Source organism: Methanobrevibacter sp. (assembly GCF_036307625.1).
Taxonomy (GTDB): Archaea; Methanobacteriota; Methanobacteria; order Methanobacteriales; family Methanobacteriaceae; genus Methanocatella.
Map to the genome: position 1 here is coordinate 1 of NZ_JAXJXF010000094.1, position 17,545 is coordinate 17,545.

Annotated in this window: 9 protein-coding genes; 3 read left to right on the forward strand and 6 right to left on the reverse strand. The window is 31.7% G+C overall.

All coding sequences use genetic code 11. The features are described from left to right. Window positions 1–207: 207 nt before the first annotated feature. Together UIB65_RS05700 and UIB65_RS05705 are read right to left on the reverse strand one after the other, a co-directional pair. On the reverse strand, window positions 208–1,899 hold the full coding sequence (locus UIB65_RS05700; RefSeq protein ID WP_330040169.1) for an MATE family efflux transporter: 1,692 nt from the start codon (window positions 1,897–1,899) through the stop codon (window positions 208–210). A 24-nt stretch (window positions 1,900–1,923) separates the two neighbouring features. Further along, the gene (locus UIB65_RS05705; protein ID WP_330040170.1) at window positions 1,924–11,451 is read right to left on the reverse strand and encodes a non-ribosomal peptide synthetase; all 9,528 of its coding nucleotides are present in this window, start codon (window positions 11,449–11,451) and stop codon (window positions 1,924–1,926) included. An 823-nt stretch (window positions 11,452–12,274) separates the two neighbouring features. Between UIB65_RS05705 and UIB65_RS05710 the strand changes: the two genes are divergently transcribed. Next, entirely contained in the window at window positions 12,275–12,727 is a 453-nt protein-coding gene (locus UIB65_RS05710) for a hypothetical protein (RefSeq protein WP_330040171.1), read from the forward strand. 41 nt (window positions 12,728–12,768) lie between these two features. On the opposite strand, the gene UIB65_RS05715 is transcribed toward UIB65_RS05710, so the two are convergent. Genes UIB65_RS05715 through UIB65_RS05725 form a run of 3 tightly spaced genes read right to left on the reverse strand, consistent with a single transcriptional unit; the run spans window position 12,769 to window position 14,876 of the window. Next, the gene (locus UIB65_RS05715) at window positions 12,769–13,707 is read right to left on the reverse strand and encodes a bile acid:sodium symporter family protein (protein ID WP_330040173.1); all 939 of its coding nucleotides are present in this window, start codon (window positions 13,705–13,707) and stop codon (window positions 12,769–12,771) included. Window positions 13,708–13,757: 50 nt separating this feature from the next. After that, the gene (gene tsaA / locus UIB65_RS05720) at window positions 13,758–14,150 is read right to left on the reverse strand and encodes a tRNA (N6-threonylcarbamoyladenosine(37)-N6)-methyltransferase TrmO (RefSeq protein ID WP_330040175.1); all 393 of its coding nucleotides are present in this window, start codon (window positions 14,148–14,150) and stop codon (window positions 13,758–13,760) included. A gap of 9 nt (window positions 14,151–14,159) precedes the next feature. Continuing rightward, entirely contained in the window at window positions 14,160–14,876 is a 717-nt protein-coding gene (locus UIB65_RS05725; RefSeq protein ID WP_330040176.1) for a tRNA threonylcarbamoyladenosine dehydratase, read from the reverse strand. A gap of 95 nt (window positions 14,877–14,971) precedes the next feature. Here UIB65_RS05725 and UIB65_RS05730 point away from each other — a divergent pair, with 95 nt between their 5' ends. Further along, complete coding sequence (locus tag UIB65_RS05730) at window positions 14,972–15,721, forward strand: TatD family hydrolase (protein WP_330040178.1); 750 nt, start codon at window positions 14,972–14,974, stop codon at window positions 15,719–15,721. A gap of 320 nt (window positions 15,722–16,041) precedes the next feature. Continuing rightward, window positions 16,042–16,812, forward strand: a complete 771-nt coding sequence (locus UIB65_RS05735) for a V4R domain-containing protein (protein WP_330040179.1) — start codon at window positions 16,042–16,044, stop codon at window positions 16,810–16,812. On the opposite strand, the gene cobI is transcribed toward UIB65_RS05735, so the two are convergent. Continuing rightward, window positions 16,809–17,513 (reverse strand): precorrin-2 C(20)-methyltransferase, encoded by a 705-nt coding sequence (gene cobI, locus UIB65_RS05740; protein WP_330040180.1) that lies wholly within the window; start codon window positions 17,511–17,513, stop codon window positions 16,809–16,811. The two genes, UIB65_RS05735 and cobI, sit on opposite strands and share 4 nt — an antisense overlap. Between the last annotated feature and the right edge of the window lie 32 nt (window positions 17,514–17,545).

Genomic DNA, 17,545 nt, shown 5'->3' on the forward strand with positions numbered 1-17,545 from the left:
AAAGAAGTAATAATAATAGTTTTTCTTTCTTATAAACTATGCTCGAGCCGTATGTCTTGAAAGGGACACGTACGGTTCCTAGAAGAGGGGGGATGAGTAATCATCTCTTCTTATTCGACAAAAATACTTAAATTAACCATTATTAAGTGAAAATAATTCAGGAATCCCCATCCTCTATAGGATGGGGTGGTTCAAAAAGTTAAAGAATTAATCTTTAACTTCATTAATTGTATATTCAATATTGTTTAAGCCCAATACTTCACTAACTTGGACATTATCTTGTGAAAATGTTTTTTTAATGTTTTCAATCACATCCTTTTTGCCTTCATCTTTCATATTAACAGTAATTTTATCTCCATAATCAATTACTAATATTTCTATAGGTACGTTTCCATCGTTTGAATCAAAAATCATGTTAATCAATTTATTTAATGTTTCAGAAGAGGAAGAATCAACATTCAAACTTTCTAAATGATTAAACATTTCAGTTTTCTCATTGTCATTTTTGCTTTTTAAGGTATAATTTCTAGTTTTTTCAATCAATCCCTTTTTAATGAAAAATAGGCCAGAATATTCGCTGTCCTTTCTTTCAACAATCCTAACATAACATACAACAACCACTATTGACAAAATATATCCTAACATGAAAGATATCCATACACAGGAGATGCCCATAAATGGATATAAGATGAATGTAAACAATAATGGTCCGAGTAATGTTGAGATGACTGAAATTATTCCTGATTCGATAGTTCTTTCTATTCCTTCATAATAAAATATCAGCATTGTTGAAAATGCCATAGGTACAAATGCCAATGAGAATAATCTAATGGCAGTTTCCACAATTGAATCATTAGGCATCTGGTGAAGCTTAAAGAATATTAATAATACATCGGGATATATTAATAAGATTACAGTGAAAGCTAATGAACAAAGTAATGTTACCGTAACTGATTTTCGTACAATATGCTTTAAATTATAGTAATCATTTTGCGCGTAATAGATAGGCACTATAGATGATAATGTCTCTGCAAATCCTATTACTAAAATACTTATTATCAGTAATCCATTGACACATACATTGTATATATCCAAACCTAACTCTCCTAAAGCAGCACCAATAATCAAATTCATAATATAAACCAATATCACATCAAAAATTCCCATACTTGCTCCTGGAAGGCCTATTTTAATTATTTTGGCAGCTGATGTTGCCCATGTTTTGATTTTCAATTTGGAGAAGGTAAATCTGAATGTTCTTTTTGAACTGAACAAATATTTTAGGGTACAAATAGACCCAACTATGTATCCTATCAATGTTGCAAGTGATGCTCCTTCAATGCCCATATGAAAAACACCGAGGAATACAAAATCTAAAATTATATTGACGATGTTTGCAATAATGATTACTGCTGAAGAAAGATTTGGCTGTCCATCTACACGGATAAATTGAGCAAACACTCCCATTATGGTCACAATTGGGAAACTAATAAACAGATATTTTCCAAATGATTTTACATAGGGTATCAAATCCGGTGAGGGTGGATGCAATATTGCAATTAATGCATCTTCAAATAATACACACACTACAATAATTAAAATTGAAACTATTATTGTCGTGAGCATTGCTGTTGTGAAATAGTGATTGCTTCCCTCTTCATCAAATTCTGATTTTTTATTTAGGCATAATATTTGACCGCCCAATCCAAATAACCATTCGAATATTGAAATTAGCAATACTAAAGGTTCTAAAACCTGTAAAGCGGCTTGTCCATTGTGTCCAATAAAATTTGCCACAAAACTTGAATCAACAATTGAACTTATATTTAAAGCCATTGCTATAAGTATTGTGGGCAATAACAGTTCTCTGAACTTATGTGTTATTATTTCATTATTCATTTTATCATCTGTTTAAGCAAATGTTCATTCAAAATAGTTAAATTTATTTAAATAATCTATTAGTCGTTTAAGATAGTCTTTATCAGGTTTAGGCCAATCAAATCCTAATAAATGAAGAATTTCGGTAGTTTGTTCTATTTCTATAAGGTCTTCAAAGGAATCTTCCTCCTCATAATCATCAACAGATATTTCTGCAGTAATTAATCCTTGAATATTGTCATTCATGTTTTTATCATATATCTCGTTAAATTCTTCATTGCTAACTTCTCTTATGTCATAACCATAATCATTCAATACATCAATTATGTCTCTGTTAGATATATAATGATTATTCATAGAATGGAATACCCTACATTTTTCTGGGGTTTTTGATAATTCAAGTACAGATTTTGCAACATAATCTATTTGACTCATATCTGTCTCTTCTTTAGACATGGTTGGTGTTATGGCATGGATGTTTTTAAATACCTTAATGTTGTTTAAGAATGCGTTTGTTTCATAATTTTTCTGGAATACGCCGTCATCATATCTGCTCATTAGGTTTCCTACCCTGATTATTTTTACAGGCAATCCTCTAGTTGCGGCCTCTAAAACCATTCTTTCAGCTAAGAATTTACTGCCTAGATATTTATTGGTCAAATCTTGTTCATAGTAAAGGGTTCTTTCGTTGTAGGTCATATCAGGATATGCCTCTTCATTTTCACTGAATGATGAAAGAACACTGATTGTGGATATCTGTACATATTTTAAGTTATTTCTGGACTCCGCAAATTTAAGCCCATTAATCACACCATCAACATTTACCTTGAAAATATAATCATCAGCTGTATAATGTTTGACAATAGCTGCACAGTTTATTATTGTGTCGATAGGGTAATTTTCTAATTTTTTGAAGTCATCAAGATTGGTAATGTCTCCTTCACTTAAGATGATTCTTGAACCGATAAGATCTGATAAATCCTCATCAAAGTAATAATTCATCAAATCAATCAGGCGCTCTTCACATGAATCGAATTTACCTTTTCTAAACATACAATATATGGTTCCAGATTCGTTTTTGATGAACTCATATAAAACATGAATTCCTAGGAAACCTGTAGCTCCGGTCAATAAAACATTTCCCAATTCTAGTTTTTCACCCTCTAAGAAACTATCCAATGTATTTTCTTCAAGAAGCTTGTTGATTTCATCGTAATTGTAGTCTTTAATTAGCTGTATGCCTTCGTATTCTATTTGGACTTCTCCAGATAAGAACTTAGCTAATTTTCTAGGAGTTTGATTGTGGAAAATATCATCATACTTTACACTATAATCTTGTTTTAACAATTCTATGATTAATTTTGATGCAACAAGGGATGTTCCACCTATTTCAAAGAAATTGTCTTCAGCACCAACAGTTTCAACATTCAGAACATTGGAAAATATTGCACAAATCTCCTGTTCCAATGGAGTTTCCGGTGCAACATAATTGATTTCTGCTTTTGGTTCTGGAAGCTTTTTAGTATCAGTTTTACCGTTTGGCAATTGAGGCATTTCATCAAGTTGCATAAATACTGTTGGAACCATGTATTTTGTTAATCTTTCAGTTAAATACTCTTTCAATTGATCTTTGTCAATTTCAGCATCGGCAGTATAATAAGCACATAAATGTTCAGAATTGTTTATTTTTTTGATAACAACAATGACCTGTTTTATTTCAGGGAAATTTGATATGTTGGATTCGATTTCTCCGATTTCTATTCTTAGTCCTCTGAGTTTGATTTGGTTGTCGATTCTTCCTTTGATGTCGATTTCACCATTTGGAAGTTCGATTGCATAGTCTCCGCTTCTGTAGTATGGGATGTCGTTTATTGTTGTGTATACTTCGGCGGTTTTTTCAGGCATGTTGTAGTATCCTTTTCCAACTCCGGTTCCTCCGATGTAGAGTTCTCCCATTACTCCTTTAGGTAGTAGTTTTCCGTCGAGGTCTCTTACTTCGGTTACATAGTTTTTAAGTGCTTTTCCAACTGTGATGATTTTTGGATCAGTTATTTCTTTGTAGTTGGATGCAATTGTTGCTTCGGTTGGTCCGTAACTGTTGTATACTTTTGCGTTGGTGTATTGTTTGACTCCACTGAATGCTTTGGCTGAAAATTGTTCTCCACCCATTACGATACATTTTCCGCAACCTATCACTTCACAGAATTCCTCTATTTCAAGATATGACAACAATCTTGATGGTGTGAATTCCATTACTTCCGGTTGGTTTTCTTTGATTAATCTGATTAAGTCAACAATATTTTTAATTTCAATGTCGTCGGCAAATATGAGTTTTATGCCGTTTGTTATTCCGGTTAGGATATCTTCAAGGGAGGTGTCAAATGCTATTGTTGCAATACTCAATATGCTTGAATATTCGCATTTTGGATTTTCTGCTGCTTCATTACATGCATTTTCGTGACTTATCATTACTCCTTTAGGATTACCTGTTGATCCGGAAGTGTAAATCATATATGCCAAATCATCAGGAGAAATATTCACATCAGGATTTGTTATGTTTTCGCCGTTGATTAATTCATTTATATCAATTGAATTGTCTGATTCTCCACTAGTATTTATTATATAGTCTGCTTGGCTGTTTTCATATATGTAGTCAATTCTTTCCTGAGGATATTCTAAATCTATTGGTACGAATGTGCATCCTGCCTTAAATATACCAATTATTGTTGCAATTAAGTCGCTGTTTCTTGGAAGCATTACTAATACATTGCTTTTTGGTTTGACACCTTTTTTGATAAGTTCATTTGCTATACGATTTGCTTTTTGGTTAAGTTCATCATAAGTTAATGTTTCATCTGTTGCCACAAGTGCAATTTCATTTCCTTTTTCTTCTACTTGTTTTTCAAAACGTTTGTGTAGGAATGGTGTATCAAGTTCTTCAAACTCTGGAATTTCACCATCGATAAGTTCAATATCTTTTATTTTTAATTTATCCATATCATTGATGAAGAATTGGAATAGCGTATATTTGATTGCTTGCATGAACAGTTTAACATACTCTTCAGTATAGATTTGGTTGTTATATTCGATATATAAACTAATGTTTTCTCCATCGTCAAATACATCCAAGTTAATTTTATAGTCGGTTGCTACAGTACCGTCAAGATCTATTGTTTTATAGTGTTTACCATCAAGTATTATCTCATCATCAAATGATTCGTGGTATGCATAGAAGAATTCAGGTTTTAACTGATAATCTTCAGCAAGTTTTGTGTATGGATAATTACTATGGGTCAATGCATCTTTCCATGCTTTATCCACTATTTTAATATAATCTTCAACCATCATTTCACGATTTTCACCATTAACAAGAATAGGTAAAGTTTTAACCAACATTCCCTGTGTATCAAAGTAATCAGAGTTTGCCCTACCATTGAAAATTGTTGTAATCAATGATTTGGAATTAAATGTAAATTTATTCAGACTTAAGATTGTAGCGGTCATGAACAAAACGTTTGGACTTATTGAATGATCATTACAGAAGAGTCTAACAAAAGTAGAACTCACTTTATCTGAAATGAGTTTTATATCTCCAATATCAGGATTTCCATTAAGGTTTGGAGTTAAAACTGTTGATTCAATACCTTGGCTGAATTGAGATTTGAAGAACTTTTCAGAGGATTCGCTAATGCCAGTTTGATTTTCTATGAGACTATATACAAATCCATCAATTTTTTCAGTTTCAATTTCCTCATTGTTATATGCTTTTGTTAAATCGTGGAAGAAATTATCCTGAGATACTCCATCTGTAATAATGTGATGGAAATCACTGAATAATATGGTTTCTTTAGGAGTCTTATAGATTTTAAACCTGAATAATTGGTTGTTGTCCAATGGGATTGCCTTTATGTCATTTTTCATTATTTCCCTATTGGTAATTGCATCTATTTCAACAATTTCTATTTCTTCAATTTCAGCATCATCACATCTTTTTTGCATAATTTTTCCATCATCTGTATTGACAATTCTTGTTTTAAGATATGGGTGTGCTTCAATAGTTTTAATAAGTGCTTTCTTAAGCTTATCAGGTTCAATACTGTTATCAAATCTCACTGCAATAGGCATTGTGTATTTGATTTTTTCAGTTTGCATACATTCGTAATAAATTCCTATTTGGTTTGAAGTCAATGGGAAGTACTCTGCATCCTTTGCGCTTTCGATAATCTCATCAACATCAATGTCTGATTCGACGTTATTGTCAATTTCATATGCAAGAGATTGGACTGTTGGATTATTGAATAATGAAGTAATGTCAATGTTTACATCAGTTTCATTATAAATCAAGGAGTTTAACTTCATCAATGTTAAAGATGTGAATCCAAGAGTATAAAGGTCATCTGTTGTTCCAAATTCAGTGGATCCAATCATTCCGGAGACTATTTTGAATAGTTTTTCTTCTGTTTCATTTTCAGGTTTTACATTTTCCAAATCTAGTTTAGGAGTAGGCAATTTTTTCAGGTCTGTTTTTCCGTTTGGAAGATGTGGAATTTCATCAAGCTGCATAAATACTGTTGGAACCATATATTTGGTTAATTTGCTATGTAGATATCTTTTCAATAATCTTATGTCAATTTTCTCATCGCTTGTGAAATATGCACACAGGTGGTCATTATCGTTAATCTCTTTGATTACAACAACAGTCCGTTTGATATTTGGGAATCTGTTGATGTTTGATTCGATTTCTCCGATTTCTATTCTTAGTCCTCTAAGTTTGATTTGATTGTCGATTCTTCCTTTGATGTCGATTTCACCATTTGGAAGTTCGATTGCATAGTCTCCGCTTCTGTAGTATGGAATGTCGTTTATTGTTGTGTATACTTCGGCGGTTTTTTCAGGCATGTTGTAGTATCCTTTTCCAACTCCGGTTCCTCCGATGTAGAGTTCGCCCATTACTCCTTTAGGTAGTAGTTTTCCGTCGAGGTCTCTTACTTCGGTTACGTAGTTTTTGAGTGCTTTTCCAACGGTGATAATTTCAGGGTCAGTTATTTCCTTGTAGTTGGATGCAATTGTTGCTTCGGTTGGTCCGTAACTGTTGTATACCTTTGCGTTGGTGTATTGTTTGATTCCATTGAATGCCTTTGCTGAAAATTGTTCTCCACCCATTACAATACATTTTCCACAACCTATCGCATTGCAGAACTCTTCAATTTCAAGATAAGATAGCAATCTTGATGGTGTGAATTCCATTACTTCCGGTTGGTTTTCTTTGATTAATTTGGTTAAATCAACAACATTTTTTATCTCATTATCATTTGCAAATATGATTTTAATGCCGTTTGTTATTCCGGTTAGGATATCTTCAAGGGAGGTGTCAAATGCTATTGTCGCAATACTCAATATGCTTGAATATTCACATTTTGGATTTCCTTCAGCTTGATTACATGCATTTTCGTGACTTATCATTACTCCTTTTGGTTTTCCTGTTGATCCGGAAGTATAAATCATATATGCCAAGTTATCTGGGGTAATTTCAACATTTGGATTGGCAATATTTTCTTCTTTTATTAATTCATTGATGTCCAATGTGTTTTTAGTTGTTCCATCTGTATTGATTATATAGTCTGCCTCACTATTTTCATAGATATATTTTATTCTTTCTGCAGGATATTCTAAATCTATTGGTATGAATGTGCATCCAGCCTTAAATATTCCAATGATGGCCGCTATGAGGTTGCTGTTCCTTGGAAGCATTACCAAAACATTATTTCCAGGTTCGACGCCTTTTTTTATCAATGAATTGGCAATTCTATTACTTTTTTCATTTAATTCTTTATATGTTAATGTAGCATCACTTGCAACAAGAGCAATATTGTCAGGATTTTCAGCGACTTGTTTTTCAAAGCGTTCATGTAAAATAGGGGTATCGATAGGATCGAATGTAGGTATTCCTTTATTTTCGCTTAATTCTATTTCACCAATAGATAATTTTTCAATATCCGCTTCAATTAATTGATTTATTACATTAACAATGCAATTTAAGAAGGTCTCTATGTAATCTTCACTGTACAACTGGTCATTATATTGGATGAACAATTCAAGATTGTCTTTGGTTTCATTAACATCCAAAGATATTTTATAATTGACTTCAAGTGAATTCAAATACTTGACTTTGTAAACTTCATCATCAATTTCAATTTTTTCAGCATCAAGATTGTTGTATGCATAGAAAAATTCAGGTTTTAATTTGAACTCTTCGGAAATTTTAGTATAAGGATAATCTGAATGGCTAATGGTTTCCATCCAAATATCATTTATAGATTTTAAATATTTTTCAACTGTTAAAGTTCTGTCATCGTTTATTGAAACGATTGGGAGTGTTTTAACTAACAATGTTTGTGTATTGTTGTATAATGAGTTTGACCGTCCATTGAAAATTGTTGTAATCAATGTTTTGTCAGTGAATGTGTACTTATTGAGATTTAACATTGTTGTTGCCATGAACAAAACATTTGGGGTTATTTTATTTTTGTTACAAAATTCACTAATCAGATTTGGATTAATATTTTTGGAAATTGATTTTAAAATTCCGTCTTCAAAGTTCCCATTCAAATTAGGGGTCAAAACAGTTGAATCAACTTCATGGGCCAGTTTGTCCTGGAAGAATTTTTTAGATGATTCATATTTTTCGCTGTTTTCATTTTCGTTTTCAATTAGGCTGTTAATATAACCATCAATTTCCTCTTTTTCAATTTCAATTCCCTGATAAGCATTAGCAATATTTGTGAATAACTTATCTAAAGACTCTCCGTCAGAAATTATATGGTGAACATCGGAGAATAAAATTGTTTCAGTAGGGGTTTTATAAATTTTAAATCTGAATAATTGGTCATTATGCAAATCAAATGGTTTTAGATTTTCCTTTTCAATTTCATCGTCTGAAATATCTTCAACACTGACAATTGGGATAGTATCAATAGCTATTGAATCGTCACGTTTTAGCATCACTTTACTTTTTTCTAGAACAATTCTGGTTTTAAGATATGGATATGTTTCAATTGTCTTAATAATGGCTTCTTTTAATCTATCCGCATCAATTTCACTGCTAAATCTTATGACTGATGGAAGATTGTATTGCGCAACATCTCCACTTTGAATACATTCATAATAGATTCCCATTTGATTTTCTGTTAATGGATAATACTCTGTATTATGGGATAATTCAATTATGCTGTCTAAATCAAGTAAATCATTATTTTCAATTTCATTTGCAATGTTTTTTATAGTGGGATCATTCAATAACGCAACGATATCTAAATTAACACCCATTTCATCATAAATCTTAGCATTTAATTTCATCAGTGTTAATGAGGTAAATCCAATGGCATATAAATCATCAGTAGTACCGAACTCTTTTGTTTCACTAATGGTTGAAGCGATTTCATGCAATCTTATTTCTGTTTCTGTTTCTGGAAGTGTTAATGCTAATCTTAATTGTGGTTCTGGTAGTTGTTTCAAGTCTGTTTTACCGTTTGGTGTTTGCGGCATCTCATCAAGTTGCATAAATACTGTTGGAACCATATAACGAGTTAATTTGTCTTTCAAATACTCCTTTAAATCATTGCTATCAATCTCTTCATCAGCGGTGTAATAAGCACATAAATGGTCATTATTGTTAATTTCTTTAATAACAACAACAACTTGTTTTATATTAGGATATTGACTAATATTTGTTTCAATTTCACCAATTTCTATCCTTAAACCTCTTAATTTAATTTGATTATCTATTCTTCCTTTGATGTCAATCTCACCATTAGGAAGTTCAATTGCATAATCTCCACTTCTGTAATATGGAATGTCGTTGATAGTCAGGAAAACCTCTTCGGTTTTTTCTGGCATGTTGTAGTATCCTTTACCTACACCAGTACCACCAATGTATAACTCACCCATTACTCCATTTGGTACTAGTTTACCATCGATATCACGAACATCAGTTATATAATTATCTAAAGGAAATCCAACAGTTATATCATTAATGTCAGTCACTTCTTTGTTGTTTGAGGTGATTGTTGTCTCAGTTGGTCCGTAACTGTTGTATACAATCGCATCTGAGTGTTTTCTAAAGTCTTCGTATACTTTGGTTGAAAACTGTTCTCCTCCAAGGAATAGACATTTCAAGCAGCTTATGGCTTTACAGAATTCTTCCACTTCAAGGTGTGAAGCCATTCTGGATGGGGTAAAATCAGCCACTTCCGGTTTATGTTCGTTGATTAATTCGGTTAGTTTAGGAATGTTTTTGATTTGGATATCATTTGCAAATATCAGTTTGATTCCGTTTGCAAGTGCTGTAAATATGTCATCCATAGCTACGTCAAAGGAAATAGTTGTAATACATAATAAGCTTTTATATTCTGATTTTGGATTTTGCACTTCGTTACAGATGTTTTCGTGTGAAATCATTACTCCTTTTGGATTTCCGGTTGAACCTGATGTATAAATCATATATGCCAAATCATCAGGACTAACTTCAACATCTGGGTTTTCAGTATTTGCTTCTTTAAGTAGTTCCTGAATGTTTAATGAATTCTCTTTATCCTCATCTGAAATGATGTAGTCTGCTTGGCTGTTTTCGTATATGTAGTTGATTCTGTCCTTAGGGTATTCCAAATCGATTGGAATGTATGCGCATCCTGCTTTCAATATACCTAATATTGATGCTATTAGATTGCTGTTTCTGTGAAGCATTACCAGGACATTGCTTTTTGGTTTGACTCCTTTTTTGATTAATGCATTTGCGATTTTGTTTGCTTTTTGGTTAAGTTCATCTGCAGTGAATGTTGCATCTTCGGCTACAAGTGCAATATTTTCGGGGTTTGCTTTAACCTGCTCTTCAAAGCGTTTGTGAAATAAAGGCATTTCAACTTCAGTAAACTCAATATTTTCTTTTTCACTTACAAGGGCAATATCTTCAATGTTTGTTTTCTCGATATCAATATTGACAAATTGGTTTATAATATTTTCAATGCTTGATAGGAATGTATTGATGAAATCTTTTGTATATAATTCGCTATTGTAAAATAAGGATAATAAAACAGTTTCATCGTTTTCAACAATGTTTAAGTAATTTGAATAATCAATGTCTGATTTTAAATCTTCATTGAAGCTATAATAAAATTCAGGCTTTAAAAGGGGGGTATCTTCATTAATATATTCATCAAATTCTAAAGTTTCATTATAAATCTCATGAATATTTTCAAGAAATTCCTTAATGGAAATTTTCCTGTTTTCAAATTTAGTGGCGAATGGAACGTTATTTTGATTGAAAATTAAAGTTTCATCTGAAAAATTGAATTTATTCAGGGTTAATGTTAAACTTGCCAATAAAAGTTCGTTAATAGAAATAGAATTGGAATTTATAAATTCAACTAGATTTTCTTTTTTAATTTCATATTCTGATTTAGTAATTGTGCCTTTCTCCTTTTCTCTACTTTTATTTGGAGAAATTAAAGTTGATTCATCAAAACTATCATAAATTTTTGATAGATGTTCATTTAGGGAATTAAATTTTTTGCTCATATATATCAAACCTGTTAATTATATATTATACTATATTAACATTATATTTTTTTGTCAATTTGTTAAATCTTGATTTTGTTCTCATATCTGCAATTTTTGAATCATTATCTGAATGAATACATGTTGCATGTTTTCGAACTTCTTTTTATGTGGTATAAGCATTGTATTGCCTATGTAATTTTCTATTTGGTCATGTGTGTTGTTCGATTTTCTTTAATGTCGTTCAAGGGGTGGATGAATTTTTTCTATTCTCAGAAAACCTTTTCATTGACATAGTTTTGTAAAATTTTTGAAAAATTAACGACTCTCTTTTTAACAAATCAATATAATGTATTCTTATATCATAAATTTGTTTATTCTTCTTATATATTTGTTTATGAATTTTTTATTTAATTGGATTATCTTGGAGTTTGATTCTATATTTTTTTAAATTGTCTTCATATTTTTATTAATTTTTGCTAATTGTGGTTAACTTGGCCATTTCCAAAATTGTCATAATGGAATGAACCTTATTTGATTATTAATCAGTTAATATTGTTGTATTTATATTAATAATATAATAAAGCCTTATAATTTGAAATAGATTATTTTTTACTTTTTAAAAATTTTAGAATCATCAAAAAATAAATTCCATATTGGGTTTTAGTGCTGAGATAAGTATATGGACTATAATATTATCTAATCTTATTCACTAAATTCAATTAATTTTCGAATATTTTTTGATAAAAAAGGAATAAAACTATACAAATTTTTGAAAAATCAATAATTTTAAATATAATTTTTATATTATATATTAATATAAATATGTGGGGGGGTGAAAATTGTGGATATGAAGAAAGTATTGGTTCTCATGTTATTCTTTGTGGTAGTTGTTTCTACAGTGGCAGCCATTAGTGCATCTGAAGAGTTATCCTTAAACGGCATCAACTTTAAAATTCCAGACGGATACACTGCTATGGAAAAAGAAACTGATGCAAGTACTGCTAATGATGTAGAAGATATTGACGGTACAGCTGTTGATAGTAAAGCAACTTCCGAATATAAAAATGCCGCTGGCGATGAATTAGAATTCCAGGTAGGTGTAAAAAACAATCAAAAAATCGATTCAATTAAACCTGCAGGTGGTGAAAAGAAAAATATTGCCGGTAAAGACGGATTCCTTATTAAAGAGATGGATGATGGTAAGAACAAATTTAAGTTTGAATACTTACAAGACGGTAAAATAGTTAAGATTACCGCTGTTAGTGAAGATATTATCAGCAAGGCAATCGTATAGAATTTTACCATATTTTTTATTTTTTTTTACTATTCTGTGAGTTATAGAAATCTCCTGAATACATAAGCAAGAATTGATCCTGCAAGATTCTGCCAAACAGAATAAAGTGCTCCTGGGACTGTTGCCTGGGATAAGCTTGGAAAGTGAGTTTTTGCAAGACTTGTTGACAAGCCGGAATTTTGAAATGCCAGTTCTATGGCTACTGTGATAATTTGTTTTTTCTTCATTCCTACTAAATAACCTATTCCAAATCCAAGTGACATTGCAAGGAAATATTGTAGGACAATAACAATGATTATTATGGTGGATGAAGTTAAAATGGCCTGTTTGTTGGCACCAACTACTCCTGCAACAATTAAACAAATTACAATTGATGATATTGCAGGCAAATAATCTTTTAATCTTTCACAAAATTCAGGGAATTTGTAATTTAAAATTAAACCTAAAATAATTGGGATAATCACAATTTCAATAATTGAAATAAACATATCAATAGGATTAAAATTAATCTGATTACTAATCAGCAGCAATGTGATTATTGGAGTTAGGATAGGTGAAATAACGGTAGAAACTGCAGTCAAGGAAACAGACAATGCAACATCTCCCTTTGCAAGAAAAGTAATAACATCCGAAGCGGTTCCTCCAGGCACGGTTCCAACAAGAACAAGTCCAACTGTCAGGGCACTATCAAGTGAAAATGCACTTGCAAGAGCTAAAGCTATAAGGGGCATTATAACATATTGCGCTGAAATTCCAACGGCAATTTCTTTTGGATTTTTAAATACGTTAATGAAGTCATCCGCTTTCAATGTTGTTCCCATAGTAAAAAGAACAATGCTTAAAAGTAAATTTAAAATATTTATGCCATTGTAATTGCTTAACACCCATTCAAACGATTTGGGATAAACCAAAGAGATAGCTACTGCCAGTAAAATTATTATAAAAAAATACTTTTCGACAAATTTAAAAATCCTTTTCATGCTTTTATATTTAATTCAAGGCATTAATATATTTTTAATTCCCTTTTGGGTTATAGAATATCTTTGATGTCGAGCACTGGGGTACCGTTCAGCATGTCGACTCCTGTAAATCTGATGACATTTCCTTTGATTTCTTTAATTTTAATGGTTGAAACGCCGATGGGATTTGGTCTATTTGGTGCATGGGTTGAAAACAGTCCTTTAATGGGTCCTGTTCCCCTGAAAGGAACTCTTTGCTTGAATCCTTCTGATTTGTGGAAATGAAATAGGACCATATACTCTTCACCTGCTTCCATGCTGGACATGCTTTCCAGATACTCTTCATTGATAATCATTTCCGCTTCCACATCTCTAGATTCTCTAGTGGACTTGGGCATATTCGTTACATCTTCATAAGGGGATTTGATGTATCCTATTGGCTTAAAAATTATTTTTTCATCCATATAATCATCTCAAACTTTTTCGCCGGCGATGTCTTTTATCACTTCGCCTGCAATTATCAGTCCTGCAACGGAGGGCACAAAGGAAACGCTGCCCTTAACCTTAAATTTTCTGTTCTGGTTTATGGCACAGTCATTTGTGTTTATGGGATGTTCCTTGGAATAGACTACCTTTAGTTTTTCTATATTTCTCTTTTTGAGGTCTTTTTTCATTATTCTTGCAAGTGGGCATACTGATGTCTCGTATATGTCGGCAACTTCAAACATTGTTGGGTCCAATTTGTTCCCGGTTCCCATAGAAGAGATTACAGGAACATCAAGGGCATCACACTTGCATATGATTGCAATTTTTGCCATTATGGTATCCACACAGTCAACGGCATATGACAAATCTTTGGTAATGATGTCTATTTCTGAATCTGCCATGTAGAACTCCTTATACACTTCAACATTTGCATTCGGATTGATATCTAAAATTCTTTCCTTCATCAAATCGACCTTATATTTGCCGATTGTTTTTTCTGTTGCAATCAATTGCCTGTTGATGTTGCTTTTATCTGTTTTGTCATAGTCTATCAAAATAAAATTTCCTACTCCGCTTCTTGCAAGTCCTTCACAGACATAAGAACCTACACCGCCAAGACCAAAAATGGCAACTTTGGCGTCGTTTAATTTTTTCATTCCGTCATTTCCAATCAACATCTCTGTTCTTGAAAACTTATCCTCCATGTCAGCTCACCAAAAAATTTAATTTAATCTATTATATAATTATTGATTAATTGCAATAAAAATTTAATGCAAAGGATTTCATGTGAGGATTTTTCATGATAATTGATACCCATTGTCATATTTATGGTAGTGAAATGGAAAATGCGGAGCAGATAATAAAAGAGTCTGCAAAAAATGATATCTGTGTCATATTGAACGGCACTGACCCTTTAAGCAACAATGAAATATTGGAATTGGCAGACAAATATGAAAATGTCTATGGGGCTTTGGGATATTTTCACACCATTGCAGATGAAGTAACTGAAGAGGACATTTCACTGCTTGATTCACAACTCGGAAACGATAAGATAGTTGCAGTGGGAGAAATAGGTCTTGATTACTATCATACAAAGGATAATAAGGATAATCAAAAGCAGTTATTTGAGAAAATGTTAAATCTTGCGCAGAAGCATGGTCTGCCTGTAATAGTGCATTCCAGAAAATCGATGCAGGATACCTATGACATATTAAAATGCCATGATGTGGTAGGATCCATGCATTGCTATCAGGGTTCAGCCGAAATGGCACATGAATTTATTAAATTGGGATTCTATATGGGAATAGGCGGACCGATTACCAACACAAACAACAAGAAAACAAGAAAAATGATAAGGAAAATCGACATTGGGCACATGCTTGTAGAAACGGATTCTCCATATTTAACTCCCCAAGAAAAAAGGGGAGAAAAAAATACTCCACTAAATATTAAGTATGTAATAAGAAAGATATCTGAAGAATTGAATATGAAAGAAAATGAAGTTGTGGAAATAACTACACAAAATGCAAGAGATTTGTTTAAATTCTAAATTCATTATGCTGATTTTTCCTGATTTTTCTATGTTGATTAAATTTTAACCAATTTGTGTGATGTTTTGTAGGGCTTTCACTAATTTTATTATTATATATTCAAAATATTTTTTTTCTTGATTATTGTATTGGAAATTGGCATAAGTCGAACAATTTGATTGGTTTTTAAACGAACAGTTCGTATACTTCATTTTATTTTATTGATTATTGTTTAATTTTTAATATAAAATATTGTACATTATTCTAATTTTTAATTTTTAGATATATTTATTAACTAATGATTTTAAATATATTTGTATATATATTCGAGGATTTTATCATGAAAGAACAAAAACCAATCCAAATTTTCTCTAATCTTAATGAAAATATTGGAGTAAATGTAATTAAAAGTCCAGTAAAACTCACGATATTAGAAATGCTTCGAGACAGTGATATGGAATTCGAAGAAATTGTAAATAGTACAGGTAAATCAAAATCCACTGTTTCAGTTCATTTAAAAAGTTTAAGAGAAAGTGGAATTATTTCATATAAAGTCCATCCTGTAGATAACAGAAAGAAAATATTCTATCTGAATTCCAAATATTTGGGTTCTGTAAATGTAACCGAACCAAAGGAAATTAAGGAAACTCAATCTGATTATTTAGTTGAGAATCTTGTTAATAATGATGCAGAATTTTCAACATTACTATTCCATACATTAAAGTCAATGCTTATTCAGGAAGGAATAAACATAGATCCGATTTTACAGTCAACAGGCAATAGTATTGGTAATTCTCTTTTTGAAATATTATATGATGATGATTTAGATATATTCATTGAAAATATTGCAAACTTTTGGGAAACCAAAGGTTTAGGCAGAGTTTCATTTGAATTGGGTCAAATAATTAAAATAACAACTTTTGACTGTTTTGAATGTGAATTGCTCCCAAAAACTGGAAAACCAGCATGCTTTTTAGATACTGGAATATTTGAAGCATTATTTTCAAGATACTTCAAACTGCCAGTTAGCGTAATTGAAATTCAATGTTATACTATGGGTGATGAGAGGTGTGTTTTTGAGGTAGAACCTCTACCTATCAAAAACTATTAATCATCTTCAAATTTTATTATGGTGGTTGTAAGATAAGGTTTTTCGTGGGAAAATCCTTCTATTATTTTTTCATTTTCTCTAGTGCAGTTTTGCACGGAATAAATTTCTTTAGGTCTGTTTTTTTCTTCAATTGTTTTTTCTAAACTGGATGCGTTTCTTGAAGCCTTCATAAGCACGACAGAATCACTGTACTCCAAAACTTCTTCAAGTCTGTCATCAATTTTTGGAACAATGGTTAAGATGTCATTTTGCTCCACGAGCGCTTTGTTACGAGCGGCTGCACATGCAGTAAATGAAGTAATTCCAGGAATTGTTTCTATTTCGTATCGTCCTGCTAATTTCTTTTGCACATAGGAATATGTGCTGAATATTGAACTGTCTCCAAGGGTAATGAATGCCACATCTCTTCCGCTGTCCAGATATTGCGCAATCATCTCTGATGCACTTGTCCAAACTTTTTCAAGTTCATCTTTATCTTCAATCATTGGAAATATTGGTTCCACAAGCATTAATCTTTTATAATCTTTTCTTTCTTTAATTATTGGTCTTACAATGGACAATGCTATGCTTTCTTTTTCTTTTGATGATTTTGGTGAGAAAATAACGGGGACAGTTTCCAAGACTTTAGCTGCTTTTAAAGTAAGTAATTCAGTATCTCCCGGTCCAACACCAATTCCAATCAATTTTCCTTTTTTAGCCATATAATCACTCTGTTTAAGAATTATTTAATTTG

Coding starts and splice junctions, on each gene's coding strand:
- UIB65_RS05700 (WP_330040169.1), bottom strand. CDS start 1,899: ATGAATAATGAAATAATAACACATAAGTTCAGAGAACTGTTATTGCCC.
- UIB65_RS05705 (WP_330040170.1), bottom strand. CDS start 11,451: ATGAGCAAAAAATTTAATTCCCTAAATGAACATCTATCAAAAATTTAT.
- UIB65_RS05715 (WP_330040173.1), bottom strand. CDS start 13,707: ATGAAAAGGATTTTTAAATTTGTCGAAAAGTATTTTTTTATAATAATT.
- tsaA (WP_330040175.1), bottom strand. CDS start 14,150: ATGGATGAAAAAATAATTTTTAAGCCAATAGGATACATCAAATCCCCT.
- UIB65_RS05725 (WP_330040176.1), bottom strand. CDS start 14,876: ATGGAGGATAAGTTTTCAAGAACAGAGATGTTGATTGGAAATGACGGA.
- UIB65_RS05730 (WP_330040178.1), top strand. CDS start 14,972: ATGATAATTGATACCCATTGTCATATTTATGGTAGTGAAATGGAAAAT.
- UIB65_RS05735 (WP_330040179.1), top strand. CDS start 16,042: ATGAAAGAACAAAAACCAATCCAAATTTTCTCTAATCTTAATGAAAAT.
- cobI (WP_330040180.1), bottom strand. CDS start 17,513: ATGGCTAAAAAAGGAAAATTGATTGGAATTGGTGTTGGACCGGGAGAT.